This window comes from Pedobacter psychroterrae, assembly GCF_004331695.1.
In the GTDB taxonomy this organism is placed as follows: Bacteria; Bacteroidota; Bacteroidia; order Sphingobacteriales; family Sphingobacteriaceae; genus Pedobacter; species Pedobacter psychroterrae.
This window is the reverse complement of sequence record NZ_SJSL01000007.1, coordinates 216,664-232,442: the sequence shown is the minus strand read 5'-3', so window position 1 is coordinate 232,442 and position 15,779 is coordinate 216,664. Positions and strand designations below refer to the sequence as shown.

The 15,779-nt window shown below is 43.7% G+C and carries 14 protein-coding genes and 1 pseudogene; 11 read left to right on the top strand and 4 right to left on the bottom strand.

Features of this window, described 5'->3' with window-relative positions; all coding sequences use genetic code 11:
- Positions 1 to 212: pseudogene (locus EZ437_RS21780) on the top strand (hypothetical protein); the annotation flags it as partial.
- 499 nt (positions 213 to 711) lie between these two features.
- Positions 712 to 858, top strand: coding sequence for a hypothetical protein (locus EZ437_RS21690; RefSeq protein ID WP_165500479.1), 147 nt, complete (start codon positions 712 to 714; stop codon positions 856 to 858).
- Positions 859 to 879: 21 nt separating this feature from the next.
- On the opposite strand, the gene EZ437_RS21685 is transcribed toward EZ437_RS21690, so the two are convergent.
- Entirely contained in the window at positions 880 to 1,053 is a 174-nt protein-coding gene (locus EZ437_RS21685) for a hypothetical protein (protein ID WP_165500478.1), read from the bottom strand.
- A gap of 47 nt (positions 1,054 to 1,100) precedes the next feature.
- Positions 1,101 to 1,403: a hypothetical protein gene (locus EZ437_RS19145; protein WP_131597675.1), complete on the bottom strand. Its 303-nt coding sequence runs from the start codon at positions 1,401 to 1,403 to the stop codon at positions 1,101 to 1,103.
- 82 nt (positions 1,404 to 1,485) lie between these two features.
- Here EZ437_RS19145 and EZ437_RS19140 point away from each other — a divergent pair, with 82 nt between their 5' ends.
- From EZ437_RS19140 to EZ437_RS19125, 4 genes are read left to right on the top strand one after another with little or no spacing between them, the layout of a single operon-like run.
- The gene (locus EZ437_RS19140) at positions 1,486 to 3,300 is read left to right on the top strand and encodes a glycoside hydrolase family 2 protein (RefSeq protein WP_131597674.1); all 1,815 of its coding nucleotides are present in this window, start codon (positions 1,486 to 1,488) and stop codon (positions 3,298 to 3,300) included.
- A gap of 53 nt (positions 3,301 to 3,353) precedes the next feature.
- On the top strand, positions 3,354 to 3,815 hold the full coding sequence (locus tag EZ437_RS19135) for a hypothetical protein (RefSeq protein ID WP_131597673.1): 462 nt from the start codon (positions 3,354 to 3,356) through the stop codon (positions 3,813 to 3,815).
- A 32-nt stretch (positions 3,816 to 3,847) separates the two neighbouring features.
- A complete protein-coding gene (locus EZ437_RS19130) occupies positions 3,848 to 4,462 on the top strand; it encodes a CDP-alcohol phosphatidyltransferase family protein (protein WP_225869627.1) in 615 nt (204 codons plus the stop codon).
- Positions 4,455 to 5,462, top strand: a complete 1,008-nt coding sequence (locus tag EZ437_RS19125; RefSeq protein ID WP_225869626.1) for a hypothetical protein — start codon at positions 4,455 to 4,457, stop codon at positions 5,460 to 5,462. The genes EZ437_RS19130 and EZ437_RS19125 overlap by 8 nt, the downstream gene beginning before the upstream one ends.
- Before the next feature lie 11 nt (positions 5,463 to 5,473).
- Here EZ437_RS19125 and EZ437_RS19120 read toward each other — a convergent pair whose 3' ends face one another.
- A complete protein-coding gene (locus EZ437_RS19120) occupies positions 5,474 to 6,403 on the bottom strand; it encodes an NADP-dependent oxidoreductase (RefSeq protein WP_131597671.1) in 930 nt (309 codons plus the stop codon).
- 118 nt (positions 6,404 to 6,521) lie between these two features.
- Between EZ437_RS19120 and EZ437_RS19115 the strand changes: the two genes are divergently transcribed.
- The 5 genes from EZ437_RS19115 (at position 6,522) to EZ437_RS19095 (ending at position 12,055) form a co-directional block, all read left to right on the top strand.
- Positions 6,522 to 6,845 carry a T9SS type B sorting domain-containing protein gene (locus EZ437_RS19115; protein WP_131597670.1) on the top strand — a complete coding sequence of 108 codons (324 nt, stop codon included), beginning with the start codon at positions 6,522 to 6,524 and terminating at the stop codon, positions 6,843 to 6,845.
- Positions 6,846 to 6,977: 132 nt separating this feature from the next.
- Positions 6,978 to 7,832, top strand: a complete 855-nt coding sequence (locus tag EZ437_RS19110) for a GLPGLI family protein (RefSeq protein WP_131597669.1) — start codon at positions 6,978 to 6,980, stop codon at positions 7,830 to 7,832.
- Positions 7,829 to 10,507: a TonB-dependent receptor gene (locus tag EZ437_RS19105; RefSeq protein WP_131597668.1), complete on the top strand. Its 2,679-nt coding sequence runs from the start codon at positions 7,829 to 7,831 to the stop codon at positions 10,505 to 10,507. Before EZ437_RS19110 ends, EZ437_RS19105 begins: the two co-directional genes overlap by 4 nt.
- A gap of 43 nt (positions 10,508 to 10,550) precedes the next feature.
- Positions 10,551 to 10,943: a BlaI/MecI/CopY family transcriptional regulator gene (locus tag EZ437_RS19100; RefSeq protein WP_205942762.1), complete on the top strand. Its 393-nt coding sequence runs from the start codon at positions 10,551 to 10,553 to the stop codon at positions 10,941 to 10,943.
- 2 nt (positions 10,944 to 10,945) lie between these two features.
- On the top strand, positions 10,946 to 12,055 hold the full coding sequence (locus EZ437_RS19095; RefSeq protein ID WP_131597667.1) for a M56 family metallopeptidase: 1,110 nt from the start codon (positions 10,946 to 10,948) through the stop codon (positions 12,053 to 12,055).
- On the opposite strand, the gene purL is transcribed toward EZ437_RS19095, so the two are convergent.
- Positions 12,021 to 15,686 carry a phosphoribosylformylglycinamidine synthase gene (gene purL / locus EZ437_RS19090; protein ID WP_131597666.1) on the bottom strand — a complete coding sequence of 1,222 codons (3,666 nt, stop codon included), beginning with the start codon at positions 15,684 to 15,686 and terminating at the stop codon, positions 12,021 to 12,023. The two genes, EZ437_RS19095 and purL, sit on opposite strands and share 35 nt — an antisense overlap.
- Positions 15,687 to 15,779: the final 93 nt, after the last annotated feature.

The following is a 15,779-nucleotide window of genomic DNA, read 5'->3' as shown; positions in this document are numbered from 1 at the left end:
GCATCTTAAAAACAGAATTTGGCCTGTATCAGACATTCCAATCTTATTCCAAGGCGGTGGGACCGGTCTGCAAGGCAATAGAAAAATATAACAACGTAAGACCCCACATGAGCTGTGAAATGATGACACCCGACAAAAGACACAACCAGGAATTTAGCCAATACCAAAAAAACAGTGTAAGGGCATATCTGTATGATGAAAATTTGATGTAAGGATATATCAGTATATCTTTTTATAATTGTAAGGATTTAACCGTTTAACTATCCGATTTTTGTAAGGACAATTCAGTATAAGACAGTTTTTTGCGTTTTGATTTGCGTTTGATCTGACACCCTTTCAGCTTCGGGCCAGCTTCGGGCCAGCTTCGGCTCAGGTTCGGGCCAGGTTCGGAAAAACCCGACTGGCAGCCGAAGCTGGCCCGTTAACCATTGGTCGCTCATCCGTAAGCGGAAGGTATGCAGATAGGAGGCAGATAAGAATCAGATAAGGGAAAGCCTGGTTGGAATAATACCGTAGGGTGGCTTCTGCTTGAGGAACGGCTATCCTAGGCTCCTGGACTTAGGCTGTAAAAGTCATTTAAACAGAAAATATTTCAATATTATCCGATAATATTTAGATTATGTTTTAATATTATCGGATAATACTGGGTTAGTATTTTAAAATTATCAATTTTTGTGGATAAAAGATAATTTCTCTAAACTCGAAAATAGAATGGATAAATACGAAGTAAAATACAATGATGTGCAGTTTAAACCAACAAAATACAAGAAATTTATGGCTGGATATCCTAACCTTATACTCGCTTGTGTAAGTAAAGAGATATCTAAGGATGAAACGCTAGAGGTGATCAGGTTGTAAAACAGAATAATATATTCCTGTTTACCTCTTCACACCCGATTCTGCTTCTACGAGTTCAATTTGCTGGACTGCTTTGTCCTCGCGCCGACGGATAACGGGCACAACAACTCCTCCAGCAAGGCCAATACCCAGCGATCCTAAAATACATAGCAAGACAACACACAAAAAACGCAGCGTTTTTTTTAAACTTTTCATTCATGAAAATTTGAGATTTGAAAATAGACCGTTTCAGGAACCGGTAGCTATTCTAAATGCGCTGCATGCAATTGTGGTGATAGTTGAAGAAAAATTAGTACGGACTTAAATTCATTGAATTTCGAATGATAGACTTCATCACTTCCTGGAATGGGATACCTGGTTTTTTCTGCAGTAACCACTGCGGCATCTTGCTGAACATGTTGTCCTGCGACCCATTCAGTAGGTGCTCTATAGGGAAGTGTGGTGGACAACACCGTGCTACTGCCAATTGTGAAGAAGCTTAGTACCAAAAGTAAAATGGTAAAGTACCTGGGCAGCTTGATGGATGGCAATCGCTTGAACTTCATGGTGTCAAAATTAGTGAATTAAAGTTAACTTGTTTATATTAGCAGAAAACTAACGTTACTTATTCTTTTTCTCAAACAGACAATGAAGATCGCCACTAAACTGACTGCTTATGCTATGCTATTGTTTTGCAGTTTTTCTGCACAAATATCAAAGGCCCAGATTCCCAAATTACCTACCAGATGGACAAAAGCTGCAATAGAAGCCCCCATTCCTTTTCCGGAATATCCGCGCCCGCAACTGGAGCGCAAAGATTGGATGAACCTGAACGGAAAATGGGATTATATTGGAGGTAAAGCAGTGGCAAACGCATTGAACCCTTCAAAGCCAATCAGTTTTGGCGAAAAGACGGAACAAATCCTTGTGCCTTATTGTCCTGAGGCCGTACTCTCAGGCATCGAGCGAAAACAGGAAATCAATATGTGGTACAAAAGGAGTTTTGAGATCCCATCGACCTGGAAGAACAAGCAGGTACTGCTTCATTTTGATGCAGTCGACCATGACGCCACCATATTTGTGAACGGAGAAAAAGCAGGAAGTCATGCTGGTGGTTATGATGCCTTCAGCCTGGACATCACTCCGTTTTTAAAACAGGGTAGTAATACTCTTATTGTTGCGGCACATGATCCGAATGATGGACGGACGCCTTCAGGTAAAAACGGTCCCCGCGGAGATTATACCTTCACATCGGGAATCTGGCAGACGGTATGGATGGAACCAGTCAGCAAAAATTACATCAAAAATATCCGGGTAACTCCCGATCTGGCAAACAGCCGACTTAAACTGATGGTAAACGCAGGTGCCTCTCACGTATCAGCCGCTGCGCTTGATGGAAAAAAAGTCGTTGCTGAAGCGACAGGCGCATCCGGAACGGCTTTTTATATTCCTATCAAGAACCCTAAACTCTGGAGCCCTGAGGATCCTTTTCTGTACGATCTGAAACTTACGCTGAAGGATAAAAGCGGCAATGTTACCGACGAAGTAAACAGCTATTTTGGCATGCGCGACATCAAATTGGGTAAAGTTGACGGCGTAGTTAGACCGCTGCTAAACGGTAAATTCGTGATGCAGGTGGGCCTGCTTGATCAGGGCTACTGGCCTGACGGCATTTTGACCGCACCAACTGAAGAAGCCTTAAAATATGATGTAGAATTCACCAAAAAGGCGGGATTTAACCTCATCAGGAAACACATGAAAACCGAGCCTAAGCGTTTCTATTACTGGGCAGACAAGCTCGGTGTAATGGTTTGGCAGGACATGCCGGCCATTTGGTACCAACATGAAGACACGGCTAAAAACAGGACAACCTTTCGCAAGGAACTCAAAGCCATGATGGACGATCAGTACAATTCTCCTTCCATCATCGCCTGGGTTCCGTTCAATGAAAACTGGGGTGCATTTGATGTCAAAGAAATTACCGACTGGGTAAAGCAGTATGACCCTTCAAGGCTGGTTAACGGCAACTCCGGCTTTAATAACAATCCAGGTTACCAGAAAGCAGCCGGAGATCCCGGCAATGGAGATTTTGTAGATACACATATTTATATTGGCCCCAATGATGCTTCACAACCCGATGATAAGCGTGCAGCATCTTTAGGTGAATTTGGAGGGGTGGGCCTGTTTGTAAGGGGACATATGTGGCCGGTAGAAAATAATGCCTATGGCTATGAACCGACTAAAAGCGCCCTGACTGATAAATATGTGCTCCTGATGGACCAGGTAGAGCAGTTGATGAAGTATAAGGGGCTGAGCGTGGCGGTCTATACGCAAACCACTGATGTGGAACATGAAGTGAACGGGCTGCTAACCTACGATCGTGCTGTCGAGAAAATGGACGTAGAGCGGGTAAGAGAAGTTAACCAGGCAGTCATTGATGCGGGAAAGAAGTTGAACCAATAGCTTTTTGATGATTTATATCTATATTGTGGTAAAAATAGTATTTTAGTATGTTAATGAAAGCGCTCCCATTATATATCTTGTTACTTGTAGCATCAATTGGCTTGTCCTGCAAGAAAAATTGCTGCACGAACATTGATGCCAACATTACAATAAGTTTAGTCAGTAAATCTTCAGAAAACCTCTTGGCTCCTCCGAATGGCCTTACGCTGGCCGATATAAATGTCTACTATATGAAGGACGGTGTTAAGATGCTTTATTTTGAGCGTCATTTGAATGCTTCCAAAGGAGTTCTTATACATAAACATTCTGATGGCCAGGAGAAATTAACTTTATTTCCTACCCTAAATAAGGATAAGTTTACGGAAACCTTGGTGGAATTTGGCGACCTGGGAACTGATACGATCAGGTGTGAATATCATAAAACGAATAATCAGGATCTTGTTAAAAAAGTATGGTTGAACGGCAAATTGGTTTGGGATAACAACGGCATTAGAGCAATAACAATAGTTAAATAAATAAGTTAATTTGTTTTTCTGTAATCATCTTTGTGAGAAAGTATTACATCCATATTCCGATCCTGTTAATATATAGCCGCTTATTGTTCAGCGCAATCATTCTGCTGCTCAGTTTAACACAACCCCAGTATTACCGGGTTATTATCAGTACTTTGCTAGTAACCGGTCTGATAACAGATGTTTTTGATGGGATTATAGCCAGGAAGCTCGGCGTCTCAACCGTTAAGCTCCGCCGATTGGATTCATTCATAGATCAGATTTTCTGGTTAAGCGCCCTAGTCGGTTCATATTTGATTTGTAAAGAATTCTTCAAAGAAAATACCCTTTTACTGGGGGTATTGCTCGGTGCGGAGGCTTTGACTTACATCGTTAGTTACCTGAAATTTAAAAAGGAAGTGGCTACCCATGCCATTCTTTCAAAAGTATGGACGCTGACCATCCTTGCTACATTGGTACAGATTATCAATACCTGTGATTCAAGTTGGCTGTTTGCTACTTGTTTCTATGTGGGAATAATTACCAGAATAGAGATCATTGCAATACTCATCATCATCGAAAAATGGGAGAATGATGTGCCGAGTCTGTATCATGCGATATTGATTAGACGGGGTAAACCGATCAAAAGGAATAAATTATTTAATGGCTGAAATCAAAACTGAAATCCCAGTAAAAACCTTTAACTTTGGTTCTACCATGAAAAAAATCATCCCCGCTTTGGCATTACTATGCCTTTTTACTACCACCAAAACTTCTGCGCAGTTTGGAAAACTTAAAGATGCACTCAATACTGGTGCTGCATCGTTAATCAATAACAAGCAGCTGAAATTATTGCAAAACAATCCGATTACGACCAATTTTGACGATTGTAATAAAGCCGACATCATGCCCCCGAGTTTTGGTGCAGATTCTGTAAAAAAGCAGCTTTGCTCCATCAAATCACAATATTCAGCAGAAGAGGGATTTACCCTGAAGCCGGGGTTTTATACAGGAACATTCAAAAGTTTCTGCTTGCAAGCTGGAACATCCGGCCCTGACAAAGGAAACGGATACTTGTACGCCCCGTTAGTAGGGCCGAAAGAAAAAATAGCCAATATGCTGATCGCAAACTGGGAGCAACATCCGGAAATCGAACAACGTAAAGTACAACTGCTCCTATGGGCTATTGTGGCCAAGACAAATTTCAGCAAGTTATCGCCGGATTTACAGTTGACTGCGGCTAAGCTGCTCAACAAGAACGATCTTTCTTCTCTGGGCAGTACCATGATCGATTATCTGTCGGGCGAGGCTATGTCTAAATTGACCGCCAACCTGCCTGAACCTGCAAAGACCATTATTGAAATTGAAAATAAGATCCGCGGACTGATGTATCAAGCCAATGCTTCTTTTGACCAAATTGAAAGCCTGGCAATGCTTGGCGGGATTGCTCCGGCAGATCCGAATTTCCCTGGTGGAGTATGGGGTTTGCATCCTGACGGCTACTATGTTAAATATCTACCACATTCTTACAGCCGTACTGAAGTAGTGATATATGTACCACAAAAAGCAGGTACTGTTAAATACTTGCCGGTAGGGGATGTAGCTGTACCGGCAAGTAGGGGATGCCAGAGATTGGGACAGTCTAACCTGCTTGTATGCGAGGCTGAGTAAAATAATAAGTACTAGAGCCTTACTACCATCTTTCCCCTCACTCCAAGAGCTTCTATTGCTTTATGGGCCTGAGCAATTTTTTCAATAGGTAAAATCTGATCAACGGATACTTTCAGCTTCTTTTCGCCCATAAGGTCTGCAATTAGCTGTAAAGTTTCCTTTTTTGGCTGCATCATAAACCAGATCAATTGCACGTTTTTCTTGGCTGCAAGTTCCAGGGCTTTTGGATCGTTCATGGTAGAAGAGGGAAGGCATACTACTGTGCCGCCGGGCTTTACGCAGGCGATAGAGCGATAAAGCGCTTCACCACCCATTGTTTCCAGTACGGCGTCCAAATCCTGTACCATATCCTCAAACTTTTCTGTGCGATAGTCGATGGGCTGATCTACCCCAATTTCCCTCAAAAATGCTGCATTCTTGCCAGATGCAGTGCCGTATACAAAAGCACCGCTCAGTTTGGCGAACTGGACGGCCAAATGGCCAACTCCACCTGCTGCTGATTGTATCAGGATACTTTGCCCTGAAAGAAGCTTCAAGTGGTCATGGATGGCCTGATATGCAGTTAAACCTGCCAGTGAGACTGCTGCGGCTTCTTCAAATGAAATATTTTCAGGTTTTTTAACAATTAGGTATGGACTGCATACTGTATATTCGGCATAGCTGTTGTTGATACAGCCAAATACTTCGTCTCCGGCTTTAAAATCTGTTACGTTTTTACCCACTGCTTCCACTATACCGCTCATGTCTTTACCTAATATGGCAGGCAGTTTAAGTGTGTCGCTGGATATGTGTTTGCCCGACCTGATCTTGGCATCGACCGGATTGATACCTGCTGCACTAACTCTTATGAGCACCTGATCATCACTAAAGGAAGGTTGATCTGTTTGGGCCAGCGTAAGGGTGTCAGGACTCCCAAATTCATTAATCACAACTGCTTTCATAATTTCATAATTAGCAAGCTAATTTATCAAAACCATTCAAATTTTGTCAAATATTTGGTTGGTATTTCGTTGTTAAAACTTCAATACTTACATAGTTTTGCCAAACATAAAAGTCAAAATGAAGAATAAACTTGTTGCAGTATTTTTTATGCTCTCCGCACTTGCCTGTAGTAAAAAGCAAATCATGACTACCAAGGCTTTCAGTCCCAATGGAGATGGCATAAATGACTACTGGACATTTATCGGATTTGAAAACGATCCTGATGCAGCAATACAGGTATTTAGTAAAGAGGGATTGCTTGTTTTTGAATGTACCGGCAAGAATCCGATATGGAATGGCAAATATCAGAATGGCGATGCCCCGGCAGGGCTTTATTATTATACAATAAAGACTAAGCATCAGAAATATTTAATAAATGGCAGTTTAATGCTGATCAGGTAGTATAGTGCCCGATCAGAGTGGCTTATAGTTGGATTCCTGATGGTGCGTCTATATTTTTAGACAAATGTGTCATTTTTCTTGTTTGTCTAAAAACATAGACTTATATTGTGCTGCTAATCAATTACTCATACTATGAAAATAATTTCAATTGCTGCTGTCTTTTGCTGTTTCAGCATTTGCGCTTTCGCACAGAAATCTGACAAGGAGATCCGGGATGTCGTAAATCTGCGATGCTATTATGTACTGTCGAAAAGGAACACAACGGCTGAAAAGCCTTATCGTACCGACACTATGTTGCTGGATGTAGGTGCTAAGATTTCGAGGTTTTATGATCCTGCCCGGTTGAGCCGGGATTCTGCAATTCACCAGCTATTTGGAAGTGCCAATCAGCAAAATATTAAATCCATAAACATTTATAAAGGTGCTGAGGCAAAGGATTTTTCTAAAATGCCTGGCACCGTCATGTCCAATACGATGGAAGGGGAGAGCTATCAGATCGTAAAAGATAAGCATGCCGGTGTCATTACGGTGTTTGACTATGTTGGGGCAACTGGGACCACGAAATTGCAATATGAAGATAAAGTTGGTAAGCTCAACTGGGAGCTGGTAGAAGTTACGGATACGATCGCTGGTTATCCCTGTCAGAAGGCTATATTGAAATTTAGGGGCCGAAATTATGCTGCATGGTTTACTACAGAGATCCCTGTAAGTGATGGGCCCTGGAAGTTCTCCGGTCTGCCCGGGCTGATCCTGAAAGTGGAAGATGCCGATCAGCTGTTTTCCTTTAGCCTGATCGGATTAACACAGCCTAAAACGCCATTTCCCTTGTTCATAAGCAAATCAGACTATTTAAAATGTACCAGGGCCGAGTTTGATAAGCAGGTGATGAAGCGTGGAATGGGTATGCAGATCAATCTTATGAATGGTGATATGAGCATTGCCGAAATATCCGGTAAATACGAACCTGTTTCAATGGAATTGGAATGAAGTTTAGATCAACGCTCTCGACGCTCTCAACGCTCTCAGCGCTCTCAATGGTTTTTCTTGTTTGTTCCTGCTCCCTTACTTATGGGCAGACCAGGATCAGCGGAAGCGTAAAAAACAGTGCGGATAACAAGCTTGCGGCAGGAATAAACGTTACGGTTAATACTAAAGACACTGGATTGCTGCTGACCTATGCCCTTACAGATGACAAAGGTGCTTATCAGCTGAGCTTTAAGACGTCATCAGACAGTGTTGTGATCACAGTTTCGGGTATGAGCGTAAAAAAACAAACGATTACCCATCCCAATAAAAGCAGCTTGCTAAATTTTAATGTGGCCTATGAAAGCATCGTGCTGAAAGAATTAAAAGTAAAGCCGCCAAAGATCCGCAGACTGGATGATACGCTCAACTATGATGTCGGCCAGTTTACAGGAAAAAATGATAGGACAATAGGCGAGGTGCTGAAAAAGATGCCAGGAATTAAGGTGGCCGAGGATGGTGCCATTAGTTACCATGATAAACCGATCAGTAAATTCTATATTGAAGGCCAGGACATGCTGGAGGGACGCTACAACATTGCCACCAACAATGTGGAAGCGCAGGATGTGGAGACGGTACAGGTACTGGAAAACCATCAGCCGGTAAAGGCTTTGAAGAACAAAGAGTTCAGCGATCAGGGTGCTATCAATCTCAAACTTAAAGAAGGCGCAAAGAATGTCCTCGTAGCCAATACCCAGTTGGGCGCAGGCCTGGCGCCAGTACTGTGGAACAATGAGCTATTTGGCATGTACTTTGGCAAGGGAAAGCAGTTCATGGCTACCTACAAGGGAAATAATACAGGTGATGATTCGGCTACTGATCTGCAGAATTTTTATGGTGGCGACAATAGCCTCGGCTTCCCGGTTTCCTTGGGTATCCAGTCGCCCTCAGGCCCCGGAGTAGGCAGGAAACGCTACCTGCTAAACCGGGACAACGCTGTTTCATTGAATAACCTGCGTACAATTGGTAAGGATTATAAGCTTACTGCTAATATCAGTTACCTCAACGACAGGCAGATAAAGGATAGCTATTCCCGCTTAGAAAATTACCTGCCGGGGGACAGTACGCTGGTGATAGAAGAGCGGATGAAGGCTATAGAAGGCTTTCACTATATGGATGCGACGGTAAAGCTCAATGCCAATAAGGAATACCTCTATTTTGATAATTCGGTCAGGTTCAGCGGCGACCTCCATCGGAATGAATATGGTAGTGTAGAAAATGCTCAGTTTATTGAACAGGATAGGAGCGCACCTTATTTCAAAGTCAGCAATAACCTGAGTGTCATCAGGAATTATAAGAAAAGCACCATCCGGATCAATTCGTATAATGGTTATGGCAGGCTCGATGATGGCCTTGAAGTGCGGCCAGTGTTGTATCCCGCACTGTTCAGCGATCCGGGTACCCTCAGCGGGACGAGGCAATCACTGAGACAGAACCTGTTTGTATCGAACACCAATATTGGTTTTGGGATGCAGCACGGAAGGTTCAGGCAAAATTACGTGGCAGGAGCAAATGCCAGTCTGCTTAGGTTAAATTCTGAACTGCAGAGCCTGACCCAGGATGGGACTACAGGTAACACGGCAGATTCCCTGAGCAATAATCTGAACTGGGACAGATACGATATTTATTTAACACCTGAATACAGTTATGCGGATAAGAAATCAAACCTGACACTTAAACTGCCGCTTAGTAATATCAGTCAGTACAGCAATGACCAGGTTGCGGGCAACCACAAGCATCAGGCACGTATTTTTTTTACGCCTTCGCTGTCTGCCAGGTATAAGCTCAATTTGCTTTGGGAGCTGTACGGACAAGCAGGTTATGCGCAAAGTATTGACGGCGCAGAGAATGGATATACAGGCTACATCATGCAGTCCTACCGCTACCTGGTTCAAAATATTGGACAGTTGCCTGAACGGAGTACGCAATCTTACAACATGAGCATCAAGTATGGCCACCCTATAAAAATGCTTTTTGCTTCGTGGTCCGGAAGCTATTACCGCTCAAAGATGAACCTGCTTTATGGCAATGAATTTCAGGGCTTCCTGGCGGTAAGACGGACGCTGGATATTCCCAATACAGCCAATGGGTATAATTTTTCATTCAGTGCAGACAAGGGACTGGAAGGTATTTTTCAGAAGATCAGCCTGAATGCTGGTTACAATAATTCTGAGAATACACAGCTCAATCAGACAGAGATCGTAGCATTTCTTAACGAGTCGTATTCTGCAGGTGCAAGTATCAACGGAAAATTAGGTGAATGGGCAGATTTTGATTACGGGCTGCGCTATGGAAGAAGTGAAAATATCATAAAAAATGATGCAAGGAGTTTTATTCCCATCAGTTCGGCCGCTCAATCGGCGGGTTTCAATCTTTTTCCTGTAAATGGGCTGGTCATCAACCTGAAATATGAGTATAGCTTTAATAGTGCGGTAACAGGTGATGGCAGGAGGATGAACTTTGCGGACGCGGGTGTTAGATACAACCTCAAAAAGCTGGAGTTTAAACTGGAGTATAACAATATCTTCAATACCAGGCGCTACATAGCTGCTGCTTATAACGGTATAGGGTCATATTATTCCAGTTACGACCTAAGGCCCACGCAGGTATTGATGAAGGTAAGGTTTAAAATTAAATAGTTATTTTGCAGGTCTATAAAATTAGTCATATATTTAATACGCTATGGATAAAATGGTTACAGCACAGCTGACGAAGGCTGAAGAGCAGATCATGCAGGTATTATGGGATCTGGGAGAAGGTACGGTCCAGGACATCCGTGATAAGCTTCCGCAACCGGTACCTGCAAGAACTACAGTGGCAACGGTATTGACTATCCTGGAAAATAAGGGTTTTGCCGCACACAGCAGCCAGGGTAGGATTAATGTATACCGTCCGCTGATCAGCAAGGAGGGTTACTCTAAATCTCAGTTGTCGGGTTTACTAAAGAATTATTTCAACAACTCTTTTGCTGCCATGGCCTCTTTTTTTGCCAGGGAAAACAACTATACCATTGAAGAGCTTGATCTGCTGATCAGGGATACCAAAGAAGAATTGAATAAGGATAAAAAGAAATAACGATGGAAGAATTTGGGTTATATCTGCTGAAATCGGCACTTTGCAGCACATTGTTTTTTGGTGTTTACTGGTTTTTCTTTAGAAACGAGACCTTTTATCGGTTCAACAGGTTTTTTATGCTGACAGGACTGTTCTGCTCGCTTATTTTGCCTTTGTATACTTATACCTATGAGGTAATTATACCTGTGACGAATGTACCGGCAAACAATACAGGCGGAGGTTTGGAAAACGCTAAAGAAAGTAGCAATGCTTGGATCTATGGCCTGATGGGTGCATACGGACTGGGTGTGTGTATTTTACTACTGCGCCATTTCGTTGGTCTGTTAAAGATCAAAAAGGTTATCAGCAGAACGGGCTACAGCAGCGGGGATGGGTATAGATTGGTGCAAGCTGATGATTTTAAATCGTCTTTCTCCTTTTTTAATTACATTATTCTAGACGGTTCCGACGAGCTGTCGGCCACTGAAAGAAAACTGGTGATGGAACATGAGCGGGCGCATGTAAAGCAGCAGCACTGGGCAGACCTGTTGCTTGCGCAGGTGGTGTGTGCACTGCAATGGTTCAATCCGGTTGCCTGGCTCTACTTACAGGCCATCAGGCAGAACCATGAGTTTCTTGCAGATGAGGCGGTACTGCAACAAGGAAACTCCCCCGCAATATATCGCGCGGTATTGGTAAACCATTGTGTTGGTACGCGTGTATTTTCGTTTTCGAGTTCATTTTATCAGTACCAGTTGAGCAGGATAAAAATGCTGGCAAAGCCTGCTTCCGGACCGGTTAAGAAAATAGCCGTTTTAGCAGTGCTGCCTGCCCTGGCGGTATTTTTATGGGCTTTTGCCAAGCCTGAATTTACCGTGCAGCAGCAGTTAGTGAAATCAAGCGTACGTGTGCAAAAGGAACAGGGTAAGGAAAAGCCACTATATCTTCTGGATGGAGTAGAAATACCGCCAGTAATGGAAGATGTAGACCAGAACAATATAGAATCCATTCATGTCCTTAAAGACGGGCAGGCCATAGCCGCTTACGGCGAAAGAGGCAGGAACGGAGTGATCCTGATCTACACTAAAAAGCCAAAAGTTAAACCTGAGCTTCTACCCACTTCCGTGCGTTGACAAAAGCCTCCATCCATGGGGAAACTTCATCTTTACGTCCTTGCGGATAGTTTGCCCAATGCCACTGGAACAATGAACGCTCAATATGCGGCATCATAACCAGGTGGCGGCCACTTTCGTCACACATCATTGCTGTGTTATAGTCAGAATCGTTCGGTGAGGCAGGGTAGGTCTCATAGGCATATTTCGCTACGATGCGGTACTTTGATTCTTCATATGGCAGTTGGAAACGGCCTTCGCCATGCGATACCCAGACACCCAGCGTACTTCCTGCGAGGGTGGACAGCATTACTGAATTGTTTTCTGCAATGGTGAGCGAAGTAAAGATGCTTTCGTGCTTACCACTTTTGTTATGGAGCATTTTAGGTTTTTCAGCATGGTCTTTATTGATCATGCCGAGCTCAATGAAGAGTTGACAGCCATTACAAACACCTACAGAAAGGGTGTCTGGACGGCTGAAGAAGTTTTCCAGTGCTACACGTGCTTTTTCATTATACATAAAGGCACCCGCCCATCCCTTGGCCGAGCCTAGTACGTCTGAGTTGGAGAATCCGCCTACAGCGCCGATGAACTGGATGTCTTCCAATGTTTCGCGGCCGGTGATCAGGTCGGTCATGTGCACATCTTTTACGTCAAATCCTGCCAGGTACATCGCATTAGCAAGCTCGCGCTCAGAGTTGCTTCCTTTTTCGCGGATGATGGCTGCTTTAGGACGTGGTTTGCTAATGTCTATTGCAGGTTTTCTGCCATCAAAACCAGCAGGGAAGCTGTATTTCAGTAAATGGTTTTTGTAGTTGTCAAAGCGTTCTTTGGCTTTTACCGGTCCGCTTTGTTTTTTGTCAAGCAGGTAGGATGTTTTGAACCACACATCCCGCAGGTGATCGATGTCAAAGTTCAGACTTTCTGATGAACCATTTTTAATAGTTAGCGTCGCTGTATTGCTTACTTCACCAATTTTATGGTAAGTAATGCCATTTGTTTTAAGCGTAACTTCAACAGCTTCATCCGCCTGGAAAACGATACCTATATTTTCTGCGAAAAGCAGTTTAATATTGTCCTCTTCAGCTAGCGAAGATAAGTCAAACGTTGCACCCAGATCACGGTCGGCAAAGCACATTTCTAAAAGGGTAGTGATCAAACCACCGCTGCCTATATCGTGTCCGGCCTGTATTTTTTCATCAGAAATTAACTGCTGGATGGTATTGAATACATTGCTGAACTGAGCCGCATCTTTTACATCCGGTGTTTCATTCCCTATTTTATTTAATATCTGGGCAAAGGATGAACCTCCCAGTTTGTAGCTGTCATTGGAAAGGTTGATGTAATAAATGGAGCCCCCGTTCTTTTGCAATACAGGTTCCACTGCCTTGGTAATGTCGTTGCAGTTACCACCTGCTGAAATGATTACTGTACCCGGGGCAATTACATCACCGTCTTTGTATTTCTGCTTCATTGACAGGGAATCTTTTCCTGTCGGGATGTTGATGCCTAAAGAGATCGCAAAATCTGAACAGGCTTTCACTGCTTCATAAAGCCTTGCATCTTCACCTTCGTTTTTACAGGCCCACATCCAGTTGGCCGATAGCGATACGCTTTTCAGTCCGTCTTTTAAAGGTGCCCATACAATGTTGGAAAGGGATTCAGCAATAGCTATGCGGCTTCCGGCGGCCGGATCGATCAGGGCAGAAAGTGGTGCATGCCCTACGGAAGTTGCTATACCTTCTTTTCCCTGAAAATCAAGTGCCATTACCCCGCAGTTGTTTAGTGGCAATTGTAATGGCCCGGCACATTGCTGCTTGGCCACGCGCCCGCCTACACAGCGGTCTACTTTATTCGTAAGCCAATCCTTACAAGCCACAGCTTCAAGCTGCAATACTTGCTCCAGATAAGTACTGAGTTGTGCAATATCATAAACAACAGGCTGGTACTTTCTGTCGATGGTTTTATCGTCCATAACTACCTTTGGAGAACTGCCAAACATGTCTTTCAGCTCGAGGTCCATTGGCTTTACGCCTGTAGTAGCAGATTCAAACGTAAAGCGGTGATCTCCTGTTACCGTACCTACGGTGTACATTGGAGAGCGCTCCCGGTCTGCAATCTTCTGCAGGGTATCTATGTCTTTCTGGCCAATCACAAGACCCATGCGTTCCTGCGATTCGTTGCCAATAATTTCTTTGGAAGACAGGGTAGGGTCACCTACAGGAAGCTTATCCAGGTCGATTTTTCCACCTGTTTCTTCAACCAGTTCAGAAAGACAGTTGAGGTGACCGCCTGCACCATGATCATGTATCGAGATAATCGGGTTGTGATCAGATTCCACCATCCCGCGCACTGCATTTGCCGCACGTTTTTGCATTTCGGGATTGGATCTTTGAACAGCATTTAGTTCAATGCCTGTGCCCAGTTGGCCGGTATCAGCCGATGATACTGCTGCGCCACCCATACCGATGCGGTAGTTTTCACCACCCAGTATCACGATCTTGTCGCCCTCAGCCGGTTTAAGTTTTTGGGCCTGGCTTGCTTTACCATAACCAATGCCACCTGCCAGCATGATCACCTTGTCAAAGCCAAGTATTCTTGAATTCTCTTCGTGTTCAAAGGTCAGTACTGATCCTGTGATGAGTGGCTGACCAAACTTATTTCCGAAATCAGTAGCGCCGTTAGAGGCCTTGATAAGGATATCCATGGGTGTTTGATACAACCATTGTCTTTCGGCTACGCCGTTTTCCCATGCACGGCCCTCTTCCAGGCGGGATAAGGCTGTCATATATACGGCAGTACCTGCCAGGGGTAGCGAACCCTGTCCGCCTGCCAGCCTGTCCCTGATTTCTCCACCAGAACCTGTAGCAGCACCATTAAATGGCTCTACCGTAGTAGGGAAGTTATGGGTTTCCGCTTTTAGCGAGATCACAGATTCAAAATCACTCAGCGTATAATAATCAGGTATGTCCGCACGCTTAGGTGCAAACTGCTGAACTACCGGTCCTTTTATGAACGCAACATTGTCTTTATAGGCAGAAACAATATCGTTGGGGTGTGCGTCAGAGGTCATGCGAATCAGTTTAAAGAGTGAAGTTGGCTTTTCTTCTCCATCGATCACAAATTTGCCATTGAAGATCTTATGGCGGCAATGTTCTGAATTAACCTGCGAGAAACCAAATACTTCTGAATCTGTAAGTGGTCTGCCCAATCTTTCTGCCAGCCCTTCCAGGTATTCCACCTCATCATCACTCAGTGAAAGTCCTTCCCGCTTATTGTATGCTGCCACATCAGTGATCTGCAAGATGGGCTCTGGCAGTATATTAATGGTGTAAATTTCCTGGTTAAGTTCGTCGTATTTCTGCGAAAGCATGGGGTCGTACCCTGCGAAATCTTCAGCTACCTTTCCAAACTCTTCGATTCTGATGATTCCTTCAATGGCCATGTTTTGTGTAATCTCTACCGCATTGGTGCTCCAGGGGGTGATCATTGCGGCACGCGGGCCAATATGAAATCCGGTTAAGGTGTTCTCCTGTTGTAGTTTGGCGCCGCCAAACAGCCATTCAAGTTTTGTAACATCAGTTGCGTTTAGTTCGCGTTCAATTTGTAAAGCGAAAACCGTGGTAGACTGGCTTAGGAAGAAATAGATCATGCTCTCTTTTTTTGAAAGTGCAAATTTAGCTTTTAAATTTTAAATGGATAAGGTTAGATTGTAATATATCTTACATTTGTTGCTATTTTAGAT

Coding starts and splice junctions, on each gene's coding strand:
- EZ437_RS19095 (WP_131597667.1), top strand. CDS start 10,946: ATGGAAGAATTTGGGTTATATCTGCTGAAATCGGCACTTTGCAGCACA.
- EZ437_RS19120 (WP_131597671.1), bottom strand. CDS start 6,403: ATGAAAGCAGTTGTGATTAATGAATTTGGGAGTCCTGACACCCTTACG.
- EZ437_RS19135 (WP_131597673.1), top strand. CDS start 3,354: ATGAAAGCGCTCCCATTATATATCTTGTTACTTGTAGCATCAATTGGC.
- EZ437_RS19110 (WP_131597669.1), top strand. CDS start 6,978: ATGAAAATAATTTCAATTGCTGCTGTCTTTTGCTGTTTCAGCATTTGC.
- EZ437_RS19100 (WP_205942762.1), top strand. CDS start 10,551: ATGGATAAAATGGTTACAGCACAGCTGACGAAGGCTGAAGAGCAGATC.
- EZ437_RS21685 (WP_165500478.1), bottom strand. CDS start 1,053: ATGAAAAGTTTAAAAAAAACGCTGCGTTTTTTGTGTGTTGTCTTGCTA.
- EZ437_RS19115 (WP_131597670.1), top strand. CDS start 6,522: ATGAAGAATAAACTTGTTGCAGTATTTTTTATGCTCTCCGCACTTGCC.
- EZ437_RS19125 (WP_225869626.1), top strand. CDS start 4,455: ATGGCTGAAATCAAAACTGAAATCCCAGTAAAAACCTTTAACTTTGGT.
- EZ437_RS21690 (WP_165500479.1), top strand. CDS start 712: ATGGATAAATACGAAGTAAAATACAATGATGTGCAGTTTAAACCAACA.
- purL (WP_131597666.1), bottom strand. CDS start 15,686: ATGATCTATTTCTTCCTAAGCCAGTCTACCACGGTTTTCGCTTTACAA.
- EZ437_RS19140 (WP_131597674.1), top strand. CDS start 1,486: ATGAAGATCGCCACTAAACTGACTGCTTATGCTATGCTATTGTTTTGC.
- EZ437_RS19105 (WP_131597668.1), top strand. CDS start 7,829: ATGAAGTTTAGATCAACGCTCTCGACGCTCTCAACGCTCTCAGCGCTC.
- EZ437_RS19145 (WP_131597675.1), bottom strand. CDS start 1,403: ATGAAGTTCAAGCGATTGCCATCCATCAAGCTGCCCAGGTACTTTACC.